General features: G+C 56.9%; 20 protein-coding genes. 18 read left to right on the forward strand and 2 right to left on the reverse strand.

Annotation, left to right across the window (positions count from 1 at the left end; all coding sequences use genetic code 11):
• Positions 1-332 precede the first annotated feature (332 nt).
• The 5 genes from CNE01S_RS23025 (at position 333) to CNE01S_RS25410 (ending at position 2,948) form a co-directional block, all read left to right on the forward strand.
• Positions 333-1,010, forward strand: a complete 678-nt coding sequence (locus tag CNE01S_RS23025; protein ID WP_061278935.1) for a DNA methylase — start codon at positions 333-335, stop codon at positions 1,008-1,010.
• Positions 1,010-1,231 (forward strand): YubE family protein, encoded by a 222-nt coding sequence (locus CNE01S_RS23030; protein ID WP_061278937.1) that lies wholly within the window; start codon positions 1,010-1,012, stop codon positions 1,229-1,231. Before CNE01S_RS23025 ends, CNE01S_RS23030 begins: the two co-directional genes overlap by 1 nt.
• 56 nt (positions 1,232-1,287) lie before the next feature.
• A complete protein-coding gene (locus CNE01S_RS23035; protein ID WP_061278938.1) occupies positions 1,288-1,704 on the forward strand; it encodes a DUF1380 family protein in 417 nt (138 codons plus the stop codon).
• Positions 1,705-2,105: 401 nt separating this feature from the next.
• Positions 2,106-2,612 carry an antirestriction protein ArdA gene (locus CNE01S_RS23040; RefSeq protein WP_061278940.1) on the forward strand — a complete coding sequence of 169 codons (507 nt, stop codon included), beginning with the start codon at positions 2,106-2,108 and terminating at the stop codon, positions 2,610-2,612.
• A gap of 135 nt (positions 2,613-2,747) precedes the next feature.
• A complete protein-coding gene (locus tag CNE01S_RS25410) occupies positions 2,748-2,948 on the forward strand; it encodes a hypothetical protein (RefSeq protein ID WP_156479844.1) in 201 nt (66 codons plus the stop codon).
• 237 nt (positions 2,949-3,185) lie between these two features.
• Here CNE01S_RS25410 and CNE01S_RS26105 read toward each other — a convergent pair whose 3' ends face one another.
• Complete coding sequence (locus tag CNE01S_RS26105) at positions 3,186-3,335, reverse strand: hypothetical protein (protein WP_156479845.1); 150 nt, start codon at positions 3,333-3,335, stop codon at positions 3,186-3,188.
• A gap of 69 nt (positions 3,336-3,404) precedes the next feature.
• Here CNE01S_RS26105 and CNE01S_RS23045 point away from each other — a divergent pair, with 69 nt between their 5' ends.
• From CNE01S_RS23045 to CNE01S_RS23095, 11 genes are all read left to right on the forward strand, one after another.
• Positions 3,405-3,635 carry a DUF905 domain-containing protein gene (locus tag CNE01S_RS23045; RefSeq protein WP_002211745.1) on the forward strand — a complete coding sequence of 77 codons (231 nt, stop codon included), beginning with the start codon at positions 3,405-3,407 and terminating at the stop codon, positions 3,633-3,635.
• Between the two features lie 72 nt (positions 3,636-3,707).
• Positions 3,708-5,477: a ParB/RepB/Spo0J family partition protein gene (locus CNE01S_RS23050; RefSeq protein ID WP_061278942.1), complete on the forward strand. Its 1,770-nt coding sequence runs from the start codon at positions 3,708-3,710 to the stop codon at positions 5,475-5,477.
• Between the two features lie 42 nt (positions 5,478-5,519).
• Positions 5,520-5,951, forward strand: a complete 432-nt coding sequence (psiB, locus tag CNE01S_RS23055) for a conjugation system SOS inhibitor PsiB (protein WP_061278944.1) — start codon at positions 5,520-5,522, stop codon at positions 5,949-5,951.
• Complete coding sequence (locus CNE01S_RS23060) at positions 5,948-6,676, forward strand: plasmid SOS inhibition protein A (RefSeq protein ID WP_061278946.1); 729 nt, start codon at positions 5,948-5,950, stop codon at positions 6,674-6,676. Before psiB ends, CNE01S_RS23060 begins: the two co-directional genes overlap by 4 nt.
• A complete protein-coding gene (locus CNE01S_RS23065) occupies positions 6,673-6,996 on the forward strand; it encodes a hypothetical protein (protein ID WP_061278948.1) in 324 nt (107 codons plus the stop codon). The genes CNE01S_RS23060 and CNE01S_RS23065 overlap by 4 nt, the downstream gene beginning before the upstream one ends.
• Before the next feature lie 61 nt (positions 6,997-7,057).
• Positions 7,058-7,432 (forward strand): hypothetical protein, encoded by a 375-nt coding sequence (locus tag CNE01S_RS23070; RefSeq protein ID WP_061278950.1) that lies wholly within the window; start codon positions 7,058-7,060, stop codon positions 7,430-7,432.
• 631 nt (positions 7,433-8,063) lie between these two features.
• A complete protein-coding gene (locus tag CNE01S_RS23075; RefSeq protein ID WP_032637252.1) occupies positions 8,064-8,438 on the forward strand; it encodes a hypothetical protein in 375 nt (124 codons plus the stop codon).
• Between the two features lie 50 nt (positions 8,439-8,488).
• Positions 8,489-8,779 (forward strand): hypothetical protein, encoded by a 291-nt coding sequence (locus CNE01S_RS23080; protein ID WP_255212434.1) that lies wholly within the window; start codon positions 8,489-8,491, stop codon positions 8,777-8,779.
• A 46-nt stretch (positions 8,780-8,825) separates the two neighbouring features.
• Positions 8,826-9,170 (forward strand): hypothetical protein, encoded by a 345-nt coding sequence (locus tag CNE01S_RS23085; protein WP_047359689.1) that lies wholly within the window; start codon positions 8,826-8,828, stop codon positions 9,168-9,170.
• Positions 9,171-9,254: 84 nt separating this feature from the next.
• Positions 9,255-9,521: a hypothetical protein gene (locus CNE01S_RS23090; RefSeq protein WP_061278954.1), complete on the forward strand. Its 267-nt coding sequence runs from the start codon at positions 9,255-9,257 to the stop codon at positions 9,519-9,521.
• A 42-nt stretch (positions 9,522-9,563) separates the two neighbouring features.
• On the forward strand, positions 9,564-10,397 hold the full coding sequence (locus CNE01S_RS23095; RefSeq protein WP_061278956.1) for an N-6 DNA methylase: 834 nt from the start codon (positions 9,564-9,566) through the stop codon (positions 10,395-10,397).
• Between the two features lie 44 nt (positions 10,398-10,441).
• Here the strand turns inward: CNE01S_RS23095 and CNE01S_RS23100 are convergent, their stop codons facing one another.
• On the reverse strand, positions 10,442-11,410 hold the full coding sequence (locus tag CNE01S_RS23100; protein ID WP_082763278.1) for an IS5 family transposase: 969 nt from the start codon (positions 11,408-11,410) through the stop codon (positions 10,442-10,444).
• A gap of 464 nt (positions 11,411-11,874) precedes the next feature.
• Here CNE01S_RS23100 and CNE01S_RS24885 point away from each other — a divergent pair, with 464 nt between their 5' ends.
• A complete protein-coding gene (locus tag CNE01S_RS24885; RefSeq protein WP_072279218.1) occupies positions 11,875-12,135 on the forward strand; it encodes a winged helix-turn-helix domain-containing protein in 261 nt (86 codons plus the stop codon).
• Between the two features lie 269 nt (positions 12,136-12,404).
• Positions 12,405-14,609 (forward strand): inverse autotransporter beta domain-containing protein (locus tag CNE01S_RS23110; RefSeq protein WP_169799430.1); only part of this gene is annotated, 2,205 nt, incomplete at its 3' end.

The following is a 14,609-nucleotide window of genomic DNA, read 5'->3' on the forward strand; positions in this document are numbered from 1 at the left end:
AAATTGTGGACAGCAACGATGAAAATACGATGTCGCTGCGCTCCTCATTCATACCGCTCTGCTGTGAACGCCGTGCCGCTACTGTAGCCGGGCCGCTGTGCAGAAAAGGGAGGCTTCGCCACCATCCTCACCCGGTCGCAGTGATTTCAAAATGCATTTTCCGCTGTCTTCCCGTCGTTCTCCGGCTCAATTTTCGCCGTCAAACCGTCCAGTCAGCGTCTGCTTTTATCTGCGCTGCGGCTTGCGGTGGTGCCCTTGTCTGCTCCGCTTTTCGCCCGGCTGTCGTATCGGCACGGCGTAACTGGCGCCGCATTTGAATAAGGAGAATGATTATGTCCCGTCTGATTTTGGGTGACTGTGTGCAGGTAATGACTGGCATTCCTGAGAAGGCTGTCGATTTCATACTGACTGACCCGCCATACCTCGTTGGTTTTCGTGACCGTCAGGGCCGCACCATTGCCGGTGATAAAACGGATGAATGGCTGCAACCTGCCTGTAATGAAATGTACCGCGTACTGAAAAAAGACGCGCTGATGGTGAGTTTCTACGGCTGGAACCGTGTCGATCGTTTTATGGCTGCCTGGAAAAATGCGGGATTCAGCGTTGTCGGCCACCTGGTGTTTACCAAAACGTACTCGTCCAAATCGGCTTATGTCGGCTACCGCCATGAATGCGCCTATATCATGGCAAAAGGCCGTCCACGTCTGCCGCAAAACCCGCTTCCGGACGTACTGGGCTGGAAATACAGCGGCAACCGGCACCACCCGACCGAAAAACCTGTAACCAGCCTGCAACCGCTGATTGAGTCCTTCACACATCCCGGCGCGATTGTGCTCGATCCGTTTGCCGGCAGTGGCTCCACCTGCGTGGCTGCCCTTCAGTCTGGCCGTCGCTACATCGGTATCGAACTGCTGGAGCAGTACCACCGGGCCGGGCAGCAGCGTCTGGCCGCCGTCCGGCGCGCCATGCAGTACCCGGCTGCTAACGACGACCTGCCGGAGGCCGCGTAATGAATTATCAGGGACATGAACAACTGCGTGACGACCTGGCCGCGCTTTCCAGCACCATGAGCGACCTGCGCCTGCATATCCGGGCGCTGGAAGTAAAGTATCACGACGGATGCCCCGCGCTGGTTGATGCGCTGGCCGCTGATTTCCTGCGCAATCTCAACGCGGAGTATCTGACCGTTTACCTGCGCGTGCTGGCGTTCAGCGACTGTTTTCACGACTGACTGCGACCGGGCGGTGTTCCGCCCGGCCTTCTTACACGATTTTGAGGAGATTACCCATGTATGGAACCCGACAAGCGCTTTGTGAGGAACTGGCGCGGATGTTTACCCACGATGAACCCCTGGCTCTGCTGGTCTGGACGGAGGAGGGGATTCACTCCGCGTGCCGGGAACTGCGTCCAACAGACGACGAGATTACGGCCCTGCTGGAAACGGTCGGCAACAGCGACATGAAGGTGTATCGCCGGGAAGGCGTCACGGATGCGTCGGTGTGCGATCTGCTGACCCGCCATCGTGAAGCGGTTAACCGGCAGGTAATGGTCCCGGCGCAGGTGCTTTCGCGCCTGGTGCATGACGCAGAACGCGAGCTGGTTCACCAGGAGGGGCTGGCATGGGAGGCGGGCGGGCCGACACCCGCGCGTATCCGTCAGGGAATGGCGGACGTGGAGGTGCTGAAAGCGCTGCTGGCAGCGTGAGGCGATGCCGGAGGGATAGCCTCCGGCTTTTTCTTCTTCGGATGTCGCGCGGCCGCTCCGCTTTTCTGGCTCATCCTCCACGCTGTTCCGGCTTCGCGGTGAGTAACGTCCCGAGCGGTCTGCGGCTTACGCCGTGCCTCTACTCTAGCCCGAACGCTGCAAATGCAAGGGTTCACTGACGTCGATGCTTTCACCCGGTCGCCGTATGTTTAAATGCCTGTCGCGGTTCTTCCCGTCGTTATCTCGCTCAATATTCACTCGCTAACCGTCCAGACCCTCTCCGCTGTTTACCGGCGCTGCGGCTTCATGCATCGCCCCTGCATTTTTCGCTCCCTGTCGGGCTGTCGTGTCGGCACGGCGTAAGCCGGAACTCAGACGACATCGACTATGGAGGATTTTTTATGCGCACTACGGCCACCACACCGGCTGTTTATGTGGGTACGTATCACAAATACAACTGCGGCAGCATTTTCGGCAAATGGTTTGAACTGACGGAGTTTGACGGCAGGGAGGATTTTTACGAGGCCTGCCAGGCGCTGCACGCCGATGAATGGGATGCCGAGTTTATGTTCCAGGACCAGGAAGGCATCCCGTCGCAGTTCGTCTCTGAAAGCTCCATTGACTGGGATTTTATCGCCGCTTACAAACGCGCCGAAGAAGAGGGCAGGGAAGCCGCTTTTATCGCCTGGGCGGAGTATACCGGCGAATGTGACTATGACATGTTTGATGATGCGTACCGCGGCGAGGCGGAAAGCGAGGAGGACTATGCGCGTGAAATGGCTGAAGACAACGGCCTGCTGAATGAGGTGCCGGAGCCGCTGCGCAGCTATTTCGATTTTGAAGCCTGGGCGCGTGACCTGTTCAGCAGCGGTTATGTATTCCATGACGGCTACGTCTTCAGCAACTGATTTCCCCCGGCAGGCGGTTCAGCCGCCTGTCAGCCCGCGCGGAAAACCAGGCAGGCTCTGCCTGCCGGCGAAGTACGCCGCGCCTGCGGCGCTGCGCATCTCCGCCAGTGCCTGATGCTCCGGTGGTGTCAGGGTATGAATACCGGTTTACTGCTGCGGGTCGGTGTTATTTCTGTTCCGGTGCTAATATCTGCGTTGCCGTTGCCGTTGGCAATAGTGGCCATACCGGTGGCGTACTGGCTGATATCGCTGTCCCGTCGGCTTTTCTTCCCGGGCGATATGACCGTGGGCGACTTCCCTGGCGGGAACCGGCGCTGTCGTAAACGGAGCCGGTAAACCGTCTCCGCCCTGTCGGGCTTCCATCGCACTGTCGCAGGTTCAACATCACGCTTGCGGCATCCGTAAACGGATGCGCCGCTCTCACCAGCCCGGCGGTATGCTGCCGGGCCTCTTCGGGGCAACGCCGTTTCGCGCCCGCGCGTTCCGTCGTTGCAGCGGGTTCCTGCTCATTTTCTCCTGGTCATTTCACCCCTCTGAGTCCTTTCGCCGGGGCTGAGACAAGCACAGCCGCTGTCAGCTGTCCAGGGTAAATGGCACGCGGTAAACCGCGCCCAGGACATCCGCCATCGCCCGCGCTGGTTTACGCCCCTGCGGCGAACGGCTCTCAAACGGGTGAAGGTAACAACCATCGGGGGCGTTCAGCAGGTCCCCGCAAAACGTCAAAACCGCGGCCCCGGCAACTCAACGGGTGATGGTTTTTAAAAGCAAAACAGGTTCAGAAGGAGGAGCAACATGAGCGAGGCGCTGGCGGTTTTACCCGACGACACCTTTACCCGCGAACAGGCTGAGGTCGTTGCGGCGCAGTACACCAACGTGGCAATTGAGGACGATCAGGGGGCGCATTTTCGCCTGGTTGTCCGTCAGAACGGTGAAATGGTCTGGCGCACGTGGAACTTTGAGCCGGGCGGCACGTACTGGCTCAACCGTTATATCGCGGACTACGGTATCCGCAAGCCGCAGTAAAAAAGAGGTGCCCTGCCGGAGCGCGAACTCCGCAGGGCCAGACAATCATCAATATCCAGTGAGGTATCAACTATGTCAGTAACCGATGTTAAAGCAAAAGCCCCCAAAAAAGCGAGCAGCAAAAAAATCTCGAAGGCGCAGGAAGAAGCCCTGAAAGCCGCCCTTGAGGCCGCTGTCATCGAGTATGTTCCGCTGTCCAGTCTCGCTAAATCCCCGCTGAACGTGCGCACTATCCCGTATTCCGTGGACAGCGTTCGCGGTCTGGCTGACTCCATCGAGGCGCTCGGACTGCTGCAGAACCTGATTGTTCACACCCTCGCGGACGGACAATCCGGGGTGGCCGCAGGTGGTCGCCGACTGACTGCCCTGAATCTGCTGGCGCAGGAAGACCGTTTTGCGGCCGATCATACCGTCATGGTGAAACGCGTCTCAGACGACATTGCTGCCCTTGCCTCCATCGCTGAGAACGAACAGCGCGCCGCCATGCATCCCGCCGAGCAGATCGCAGGTTTCCGTACGCTGGCAGAGCAGGGCAAAACCCCCGCGCAGATTGGCGATGCGCTCGGCTTCGGCTCCCGTCACGTGCAGCGCATGCTGAAGCTGGCAAACCTCGCGCCGTCACTGATGGATAAGCTCGCGCAGGACGAACTGACCGTTGAGCAGTGTCAGGCGCTCTGTCTCGAAGACGATCATGCCCGTCAGGCCGAAATCCTCGATACCGTCAAAGCCAGCTGGTCGAACGCGCCCGCACACCTGATTAAACGCGCCATTACCGAAACCGAGATGCGCACCGACAACGCAAAATTCCGTTTTATCGGGCGCGATGCCTACGAGGCGGCAGGGGGTTACGTCCGTGAAGATCTGTTCAGCCAGGACGAGGGCGACGGCACGGCTGACAGCGTGCTGGTTGAGCGTCTGGTGCAGGAGAAGCTGGAGCGTATCGCCCTGGACATTCAGCAGCAGGAGGGCTGGGCATGGAGTCGCGGACGTGCAGCCCGCATCTGGTACCACGGAGAAGACGGTAAAGAGTTTGTTCAGCCCAACGAACCCGATCCGGTGTACACCCCGGAGCAGCAGAAGCGTCTTGATGAACTCCGTGAGCAGTGGGACAGCTATGACTCACGCTGCGACGAGACTGACGTGCTGGAAGCTGAGATCGAAGCCATCGAACTGGTCGCAGAAGTCAGCGCGTGGACTGCCGAAATGAAGTCAGGTGCGGGGGTGATGGTCAGCCTGTACGAAGGGCAGGTGTACGTGCAGCGCGGTGTGCGCCTGAAAGCGGATATGCCGGAAGAAACCGTAACCAGCAGCGTAACGGTGCCGTTCACCTCACGCCAGCCCGACGCCGCAGAGGGGATCAGCGTTCCGCTGCTCACGAAAATGACCTCCGAGCGTACGCTGGCAGTCCAGGCGGCGCTGATGCAGCAGCCCGAAAAGGCGGTGGCGCTGATGGCCTTCTGCACGGCCTGTTCCGTTGACGGGGTACAGACCCGCGATATGGGACACACCTCGCGCAGTACCCTCGATGCGGTCGAGGCGGCAATCGGATTCCACCTGCGCGACTGGTGGCAGCCGACGAAGGACAACTACTTCGGCAGCCTGAAACATCCGCAGATTGTCGCCTCCCTGAAAGAGGCGGGGCTGACGGGCGCGGCGGGTGACGCGGAAAAGATGAAGAAGGGCGACGCCGCAGCGCATGCGGAGCACTTTATGCAGCACACCCGCTGGGTTCCGGCATGGCTCAAAGGACCGGAGTCAGCGGGTAAGGCCGATGCTGACGACGCTGTTTCAGATACCGACAGCACTGACAACGACACCACCAACACGGCACATGCCGCCTGATAACGGAGAGCCGCCCTGCGGGGCGGCAATAAGGAGATACCCATGCGCACTATTCTGACCCCCGATGTACTGAAAACGATGTCCTGTGATGAGTTTGAGGACTGGCGGGACAGCGGCGAAGACTTCCGCCGCGAACTGACCCACGCCGTCATGCGTGACCTGTCCTGCCCTGAAAACTGGGATGTGAACGGCGAGTACCGCAGCGAGTTCAGCGGCTTCTTCCCCGTGCAGGTGCGCTTTACGCCCCCGCACGGCAACTACCATATTGCCGTGTGCAGTCCGGGTGCCATCAGTCCGGCGTGGATGGTGGTGTTTGTGCCCGCCAGCGGTCGCCCGTTCTCCGTCATTCGTACCCTGAGCGGCTACCAGCCGGAGCTTGTCAGCCACACCGTCAGCCTGACGGCGCGTCTCGATGCGGACGGATACAGTCAGGCCAGCATCATCAGCATTCTGGCAGCGGAGGGCGCGGCATGATACCTGCAAACCTGTCACTGGTTCCCTTCAGTCCTGAGCGACGCGCCGCGATGGAAGCCATCGCCGAGGTTGAGCGCCGGCGGTCGCGCGGCTCGCTGTCTGCGGCGTACCCATATGCCAGCGCCTTTTTTCGCCGGCTCACGGGCAGCACGCGCATCACCATCAGGGAAATCCATTATTTTGCGCCGGTGCTGACGGCGCGGGAGCTGCGGGGCAGCAGGGACAGCTGGCTCAGTGCCATCGATGCCCTGATTGAAAGTCGCGGGACGCGTTGCTGGCTTCCACTTCCTGTCGGTGCCGGACAGCGCCTCTTTCCGGAGGTGGCCTTTCAGCAGACCGAGCGGGTTCGCTGTCAGGACGCGCTGCGGGATGAAAAATACACCCGCCAGCGCCGTAAGGAACAGTGTCAGCGTGAGCGGGCGTACCAGGCGCTGGCGGGGCAGGCGGAGATTGAGCTGGCATTCCATACGCCGGAAACGGTCAGCAGCTGGAGCGCGCGCTGGTCGGGGACTGAGCTGCGCCAGTACGACCTTGAGGAGATGTTCTGGCGCTGGAGCGAGCGTTTCCCGTCGCTGGAGCCAATGGAGCGCTGGACGATGGAGAGTCAGCCTTTCTGGACGGTGATGGCTGAAACGGATGCGCTGGCAAGGGAAAGTCCGGGATCTGTCAGGCAGCTGGAGCGCTGGATGGTACCCAACAAGCTGACAATGCGGAGCCGGGTATGAAGTGGCGTTACTCGCTGCGCTGGAGGCGTCACGATCCCTGTCCCGGTGAATCTGAGCTGGCGTCAGAAGTGGTGGAGGCAGGGAAACCCGCCCCTGAGTCCGTGATGTCACTGTGGGTGGCCGGAGCCGGATATGCCGTCTGCGTTGATTTTCTGTGTGACAGACAGATCAGGCGCTGGACCGACGAGCGTAAGGCGGCCACGCGGCGACGGAATCTGGCGCGTCGTGTCAACAGGATCGCGCCCCTGTTTGCTGATGAGCTGATTGAGCGGGAAATGACGGCGCGACCGGATTATTTTCGGGGAAAGTCGCCTCACTGAGTCTGATATCATATCCTGCCAGAATACGGTCGGCAGGGTGCTTAAAAGGGATAATTTAGAGATGAGATACTGGATACTGGTCGCGCTGTTAAATGGCCTGTTTACGCTGGTCATACATTACGCGGCGCCGGAGATGTTTGGAAGTACGGCGTACTATGCCGGGGTGGCAATCTGTGCCCTGATTGCGCTGGTTATCACCTGGCGCGATCCGCCTGGTATTCTGGACAACGTGCTCTTGTTTCTCTTCAAGTGGGGAATTGTGGCTTCTGGACTGGCGTTTTCTGTCTGGGGCATCGGATACAAGCTGGAATTCTGGGGGGAACAAAACCCCGATGAAGTTTTCAGCAGTGCATTCGACACCATCTTGCCGAATCTGGCGGTGCTGAGCGGTGCTTTGATTCTGGTCAGTGGCTGGGTGTTCTGGAGGCGAAGGTAACAAAGGATACGCCAGCGTGAGGGCTGGAAAGTAACAAGAGCGGTTATGCCTGCGGTATAGCTGCTCTTTTCTTTGTAATACCCTGCCGTGAATCTCCTCTGAAAAACGGACGCTGCGAATTATGGTGGCAGTTGTCTGTATCATCTTTTCAAATTTGCCTGTTGTCGGACGGGGTCACTGGCCATGACTGCGGGCGACTTCCCTGACGGGAACCGGGGCTGTCGTAAACGGAGCCGGTAAACCGTCTCCGCCCTGACGGGCTTCCATCCCACTGTCGCAACGTCAACACCGGCTCGCAGTGACCGTTCCGGTCACGCCGCTTTCACCATGCCGGCGATAAAGCCGCCGGCACTCAGGTGACGCCACGTCGTTCCGCCGTGTCGGGTGTGTTCATCCTCTTCTCATACCTCTGGTGAGCCATCTCGCGTCCGTTCCCGGGCGGAGGGCTGGTCGTAGCACCGTCGTGTCGTCATCCGAAGGGTGAAATGAACTCCGCCAAAACTTTTTGCGAAGGACCGCAAAAACTTTTGTCTCCGCCCTTCTCCTGCCGCCCCGCCGTTGCTCCTTTGCCCTTTGCCGCCAGGGAACTCACCGAGAGATGGATTAACCACCAGACAGGAGGAAAAGCAGGATGAACACACAGAACGTCAACGTCAAAACCGCCACCAAAGAATCTTCCGAAAGATGGGTGAAAACCTCGTCCCTGCGTACTGATGGCTTTGTGCGCAATATCCATTCCCGTAACCCGTTCGATGTTATTCGCGCGGACGTGGTGCTGGCCCGTATGGAAATACAGGCTAACCGGGGATGTGGCCTGCACTACGAGATTTATGAGTCCCGTCTGCTGGGGATGGCTATGCATTACCTGGCAGAACTGCCACTGAAAGACCGTCCGGCGTTTATGGGGGCGGCAGCGAAACGGGGTTACATGCTGACGACTGCGGAAGAAGAACGTGCCGATGGTGAATGTGCTGACCTGATGAGCGAGCTGGCGGCGGATTACTGATTACTTAATCGGCTGGCAGCAGGGGATGCCGCCAGTCACAACGGAGAAACATGATGAGCAACAGCAACACGAACAGCACATTCAGCTTCGACGCATGGGAGAAAAGCGCGCTCAGCGAGCTTGATACCCTGCAAAATCACGTCAGTAAAGCCCTGATGAAGTACCAGAGCAATACGGACAAAACCGCGCTGGGCGAGTCTGCAAACCGCTATATGGGCGAACTCAGAACCGCTGTCACGCGCATCCAGAAAGCCACGCCAGCCATTCAGCAGAAAGTCGACGAGATTGCCGACATGCTGCACCTGATGGCGCATTGTTCCGGCATCACGTTCGACGAATAACCACCACGGCGAAATATCAACGCCATTAACCATAAGGAGATAAACCATGCACTTAAATCTGACCGAATCCTGCGCCGAAGCGGGTATTTATGCGACCAGTGAGGCCGAACGTGCGTACTGGCTGAGCCGCGAAAAGTCATATCTGACCGCGCCCGTCGAAATCGACGTGCACGCCTTCCATGATGCGCTGGGGCTGATGTACCCGATGAACTGGCGCAGCAGTCAGAACGGCGAGTGTGAAACCTTCATGCTGGCGGAAATGGTCTGCGGCAATGTGACCGAAATCTACGCGCGGATCGGTATCCGTTATTACCGGATGCGTGACTACAGCAACCTTGACCACGCGGAGATTCTGGCACGCGTTAAGGAGGGAGTGCAGCGCCAGAAATGAGAAAAGCAGGCTTTCGCCTGCCTTAACCCGCCGGATTAGACGCCTTGGAACGATTAATCCGGCCTCAACCAAAAGGAAATATCTATGAATCATTTCGGTAGAGCGTCAATTGTTACACCGACCGCCCTGTATGTCCAGATCTGCGAGGCGGAAAATCAGCCGCCTAAAAAGCAGGTGCGGATTAAGCGCGGCGAAATCGCACCGGAGGCACTCAGCACCGAAATGCGGGCGCTGGGGAGACATATCGCAAAGTGCCGCAGAAAGGGGCGCTCCGTTCGCATTCCTGCCATGCGCGGAAGCGAGTGGGGGCAGGTGTTACGCACGCTCGAACTGAAGCGCGCATTTAACTGACGGAGGTGCCGCCCCGCAGGGGGCGGCATTTAAGGAGGAAATATGTCTCAACTCAGTTTTGCCAGCTTCTTTGATCAGGCGAGAGAAGCCGCACCCTTAACACCTGCTAAACCCGTATTGCCCACCGTGAATGCGCAGCCGATACCGCACCGGATGATGACAATCGACCAGGCCCGCCGCCAGTTTATCAGCGTGTTCAGGGATACCGCCCGCAGCCTGCGCCGCTGGGAAGTGTTCAGCGACTTTATCACGCTGGCCGCCAGCGAGCTGGATATGGCGCGGATAAGAACGCCGGAGAATATTGAGCAGAGCCGCAAAATCTGCGCGAAGTACAGCGAGAGCGATATCAGCAACCTGCATACGCTCTTCTGCCTGATGGTCTGCGCACTGGAGGCCAAATTCCACGACTTCCTCGGCGCGATCTTCATGGAGCTTGAGCTTGGCGACGACCGCAACGGACAGTATTTCACGCCGTATCACGTCCAGTCACTGCTGGCGAGGCTGCTGATGCCGGACGTCGACGAAACGATACGCCGTGAGGGATTCGTTACCGTCAGCGATCCGGCAAGCGGTGCGGCGGGAATGATTGTGGCGTATGCGGAATATCTGCTGGAGGCGGGCTATAACCCGTCTGAACATATGTTCGGAAGCTGCATCGATATTGATCCTGTTGCGGCCGATATGGCGTTTATTCAGCTTTCCCTGCTGGGTATTCCTGCCGAGGTGGTCACGGGCAATACGCTGACGATGCAGTTAAACAGGGTGCGGTATACGCCTGTGTACTACATCAACAACTTTGGTAAGCGGCTGGACGATCAGCGCCGTATCAGTGCCATGCGCGAATTTTTGCGCTGTATAAATGACAGGCTTTGTTGAATAAATCAGGTTTCGGGTAAGTATCCCCGTAGCGGGCAGTGTTTTCAGGCAATACGTACGCTTTCAGGCATACCTGCTTTAGTCATTTTGTTCAGCGCCCGCACCATGGCCATGGCTTCCGCAACCTGACCATCGTAGTCACGCAGCGTCAGTGAACCACCGAACAACTGTTTTACCCGGTACATCGCCGTTTCCGCTATCGAGCGACGGTTATAATCTGTTGTCCATTTCCACCGCGCATTACTCCCGGTCAACCGCTGATTCGCAACCGCACGGTTACGGTCTGCGTACTCACCGGACCAGTAACCCGCGCCTTTTCGGGGCGGGATGAGCGCACTGATTTTCTTACGCCGCAGTTCATCGTGACAGAGCCGGGTGTCGTAAGCGCCGTCTGCTGCAACTGACCTGATTTTTCGGTGAGTCTGCCGGATAAGGCCCGGGAAGGCTTCTGAGTCCGTTACATTGTTCAGTGACAGGTCCGCACAGATGATTTCATGGGTTTTGCTGTCAACGGCCAGATGCAACTTTCGCCAGATTCGACGGCGTTCTTTACCGTGCTTTCTGACTTTCCATTCGCCTTCACCAAAGACCTTCAGCCCGGTGGAATCAATCACCAGATGCGCGATTTCGCCCCGTGTGGGCGCTTTGAAACTGACATTAACCGACTTTGCCCGCTTACTGACACTGGTGTAATCCGGGCAGCGCAACGGAACATTCATCAGTGTAAAAATGGAATCAATAAAACCCTGTGCAGCCCGCAGGGTCAGCCCGAATACGCGTTTAATTACCAGAACGGTGGTGATGGCGAGATCAGAATAGCGCTGAGGTCTTCCCCGTGATGAAGGCGTTGCCGACTCATACCAGGCATGAATCGCTTCATCGTCCAGCCAGAAAGTTATGGAGCCACGGTTGATGAGGGCTTTGTTGTAGGTGGGCCAGTTGGTGATTTTGAACTTTTGCTTTGCCACGGAACGGTCTGTGTTGTCGGAAGGATGCGTGATCTGATCCCGCAACTCAGCAAAAGTTCGATTTATTCAACAAAGCCGACAGACTCATGAAAACCAGTATTATCAACGGCTCGGAAGTGTCTAAATTATCAGTGGCGATTCACTTTGAGTAGCAAATCATTAACTTTATTTAACCTGAATATATCAAATTTCAATTATTTTTTTCTGGTGACTGATTATTCATACACCCGCCCCTTCCCGTGAGTATCAGGGAGCAAAGAAAAAGAACATGAATGAAAACAAAATAAAGTCAATAACATAACCCGCTTTACTGATTTTTTATCCTTGTTAATGTTGCTTATCAAAGTATAATTCTGAATTTCCGGATGAAAAAAATATTTTTTTATGAAAATTCTTATAAACTATAGGCTGTAACTTGTTTTGGAAGTATTCCCGTGAAATGTTGTTGTAATCGAGATGTAACGAACACTGCCGGCGCGGCAAGTGTATTTTTTAACCCCCGGCATCGAATGTTATCCGTTGATGGTGTTTCAGTTCGACTGAGAAAAAAAGAATCTGAGGTGCTTTCTCTGCTCTGCGACAAATACCCAGATCCGGTAACGCATGATGATTTTTTTAAGCATATCTGGCGGGGGCAGGTTGTTACCGTGCAAAGTATTGCACAAAGTATTCGTTCCCTGAGAGTTATTACTGGAGATCATAACAGAGATATTATTACGACTATCCCTAAACTTGGATACCAGCTTTCTGTCGAGTTAACGGTGATGTAATGCAGCATTAATCGTGTGCCCTCAGAAGAAATCAGACCATTCAGTGATATCAGAGAGTTGTGGCAGACAAAGGCTTAAAGCGGTGCGGACTGTCCACGGAGACAGTACTGCGAATCCGGGGTTCACGTCCGTGCACTGACTCCCGGTGATTCATGCACAGCATTACCTGGTGAACTTCCCACCTGAGTCTATCGCGTCATGTCATTACTGCGTGGCGCAGCCACATTTGTGTTTTTTTATTACCCTAGTGCTATTTTGGAACAATAATCATGCAACAACATTCTTCGGCATCAGATGCCCGGCCTGACCTGCCCGGTTTGCGCCGACTTGTCTGGTTTAATATCGTCATACAGACTGCTTTTCCGCTGGCTGTGGCCTTCACACCGGTAATTGCGGGTGCTGGCGAGCAGCATTTTCTGCCGCAGCGCGCGCCACTGACCATGCAGCGCACACAGGTATATACCCTGGGTAATGGTGAAAGCATCAATTCTGTGGCAAAAAAATATCACCTCACCCTGAACCAGCTGCGCGAACTTAATCAGTTCCGCACCTTCGCACATGGCTTTGACCACCTGAAGGCGGGCGATGAACTGGATGTACCTCTGGCACCATTGCCTGAAGTACGATGGAATGGTGCTCCCCGGGTATCTGCGTCAGATACGCACGATGAGGATGCGCAGGCACAGAAGGTGGCCGGATACGCCTCTCAGGCCGGGGGCTTCCTGACAAATAATCCGAACGGTGACGCGGCAGCATCCATGGCCCGTGGCATGGCGACCGGTGCTGCTGGCGGAGAAATCCAGCAGTGGCTGAGCCGGTTCGGTACCGCCCGGGTGCAGTTGGGTGCGGATAAGAACTTTTCCCTGAAGAACTCGCAGTTCGACCTGCTGATGCCGCTGTATGACCAGGGCGATAACCTGATCTTCACTCAGGGCAGCCTGCACCGGACCGACGACCGGACGCAGACCAACCTCGGTGCCGGCCTGCGCCATTTTACGCCTTCATACATGGTGGGTGGTAACCTGTTCGGGGACTACGACCTGTCCCGGGACCATGCACGGATGGGGGTCGGAGTGGAATACTGGCGAGACTTCCTGAAGCTGGGTGCCAATGGCTACCTGCGCCTCACAGGCTGGAAGGACTCCCCGGACCTGGCCGACTACCAGGAGCGTCCGGCGAACGGCTGGGATATCCGGGCACAGGCCTGGGTTCCGGCCCTGCCGCAACTGGGTGGTAAACTGACGTATGAGCAGTACTACGGCAAAGAAGTTGCCCTGTTCGGGGTTGACAACCGCCAGAAAAATCCCCACGCCATCACGGCGGGGGTTAACTATACTCCCGTTCCGTTGATTACCCTGGGGGCGGAGCAGCGCCAGGGACAGTCGGGTAAAAACGACAGCCGGTTTACGGTAGACATGAATTACCAGCTCGGAATACCGTGGCGCAGCCAGTTGGAGCCTGCGGCAGTGGCAGCCATGCGTAGTCTTGCGGGAAGCCGGTATGACCTGGTGGAACGTAACAACAATATTGTGCTGGAGTACCGCAAGAAAGACGTTATCCACCTGAAGATGGCAGACTTAGTGACGGGTTATGCCGGAGAGCAGAAGTCTCTGGGGGTATCAGTTAACAGCAAGTACGGGCTGGCACGTATTGACTGGTCGGCTTCGCCGCTCATCGCTGCAGGCGGAAAAATCGTGCAAAATGGTGCGGATTATACGGTGGTTCTTCCCGCTTACCAGACCATGGCGCAGGCAGTAAATACGTATACTGTAAGTGGCGTAGCAATTGACACCCGGGGTAACCGTTCTGACCGGAGTGACACCCAGGTGACGGTGCAGGCGCCAGAAGTGAACAGGCAGTACAGTACGTTCACTCCCGCCAGTAGCATGCTGCCTGCTGACGGCAGAAGCTCTCAGGCGCTTACCCTGACGCTGCGGGACGGGAATAATCAGCCTGTGGATATGGACGTTAAGGACATCAGCCTGAAAAGCAGTGCGCTGAAAAGTGCCACGGTATCGGCGCTGACCCGAAAATCCGCCGGTGTATACACCGTAATGGTGACGGCCGGCACGGATGTTGAGAATGTCACTCTGACGCCGACTGTCACTGGTATCACGCTGTCCTCTGCGGCGGTGACTGTTAACAGTGCAGAACCGGATGCAGGGCGGTCTGTATTTACGGCGACCCCGGATACTATTGTCGCCAATAACACAGCGACCTCCACACTGACGCTGATTGCAAAGAATGCGCAGGGTAACGTCCTGACAGGTCTGAAGGACAGCCTGGCGTTCGTGTTAAAGGACAGCAGCGGTAAAGCACCTGCCCGCGGCATTATCACAGAAGGCGCTATTGCGGAGAGCGCCACAAAAGGCACTTACACAGCAACGCTGAAAGGCACCGCAGCAGACAAATATACTGTTGTGCCGCAATTCAATGGTTCTGCCTTGGGTAGTCTGAGTGCGACGGTGACGCTG

The organism is Cedecea neteri NBRC 105707 = ATCC 33855, assembly GCF_001571265.1.
GTDB classification, from domain to species: domain Bacteria; phylum Pseudomonadota; class Gammaproteobacteria; order Enterobacterales; family Enterobacteriaceae; genus Cedecea; species Cedecea neteri.

What these genes read in the sequence shown, in the direction of transcription:
- CNE01S_RS23065 (WP_061278948.1), top strand. Translation starts at nt 6,673, where the DNA reads ATGAAGTGGCGTTACTCGCTGCGCTGGAGGCGTCACGATCCCTGTCCC.
- CNE01S_RS23030 (WP_061278937.1), top strand. Translation starts at nt 1,010, where the DNA reads ATGAATTATCAGGGACATGAACAACTGCGTGACGACCTGGCCGCGCTT.
- psiB (WP_061278944.1), top strand. Translation starts at nt 5,520, where the DNA reads ATGCGCACTATTCTGACCCCCGATGTACTGAAAACGATGTCCTGTGAT.
- CNE01S_RS23060 (WP_061278946.1), top strand. Translation starts at nt 5,948, where the DNA reads ATGATACCTGCAAACCTGTCACTGGTTCCCTTCAGTCCTGAGCGACGC.
- CNE01S_RS23050 (WP_061278942.1), top strand. Translation starts at nt 3,708, where the DNA reads ATGTCAGTAACCGATGTTAAAGCAAAAGCCCCCAAAAAAGCGAGCAGC.
- CNE01S_RS23085 (WP_047359689.1), top strand. Translation starts at nt 8,826, where the DNA reads ATGCACTTAAATCTGACCGAATCCTGCGCCGAAGCGGGTATTTATGCG.
- CNE01S_RS23045 (WP_002211745.1), top strand. Translation starts at nt 3,405, where the DNA reads ATGAGCGAGGCGCTGGCGGTTTTACCCGACGACACCTTTACCCGCGAA.
- CNE01S_RS25410 (WP_156479844.1), top strand. Translation starts at nt 2,748, where the DNA reads ATGAATACCGGTTTACTGCTGCGGGTCGGTGTTATTTCTGTTCCGGTG.
- CNE01S_RS23075 (WP_032637252.1), top strand. Translation starts at nt 8,064, where the DNA reads ATGAACACACAGAACGTCAACGTCAAAACCGCCACCAAAGAATCTTCC.
- CNE01S_RS23080 (WP_255212434.1), top strand. Translation starts at nt 8,489, where the DNA reads ATGATGAGCAACAGCAACACGAACAGCACATTCAGCTTCGACGCATGG.
- CNE01S_RS23095 (WP_061278956.1), top strand. Translation starts at nt 9,564, where the DNA reads ATGTCTCAACTCAGTTTTGCCAGCTTCTTTGATCAGGCGAGAGAAGCC.
- CNE01S_RS23070 (WP_061278950.1), top strand. Translation starts at nt 7,058, where the DNA reads ATGAGATACTGGATACTGGTCGCGCTGTTAAATGGCCTGTTTACGCTG.
- CNE01S_RS24885 (WP_072279218.1), top strand. Translation starts at nt 11,875, where the DNA reads ATGTTATCCGTTGATGGTGTTTCAGTTCGACTGAGAAAAAAAGAATCT.
- CNE01S_RS23040 (WP_061278940.1), top strand. Translation starts at nt 2,106, where the DNA reads ATGCGCACTACGGCCACCACACCGGCTGTTTATGTGGGTACGTATCAC.
- CNE01S_RS23025 (WP_061278935.1), top strand. Translation starts at nt 333, where the DNA reads ATGTCCCGTCTGATTTTGGGTGACTGTGTGCAGGTAATGACTGGCATT.
- CNE01S_RS23090 (WP_061278954.1), top strand. Translation starts at nt 9,255, where the DNA reads ATGAATCATTTCGGTAGAGCGTCAATTGTTACACCGACCGCCCTGTAT.
- CNE01S_RS23035 (WP_061278938.1), top strand. Translation starts at nt 1,288, where the DNA reads ATGTATGGAACCCGACAAGCGCTTTGTGAGGAACTGGCGCGGATGTTT.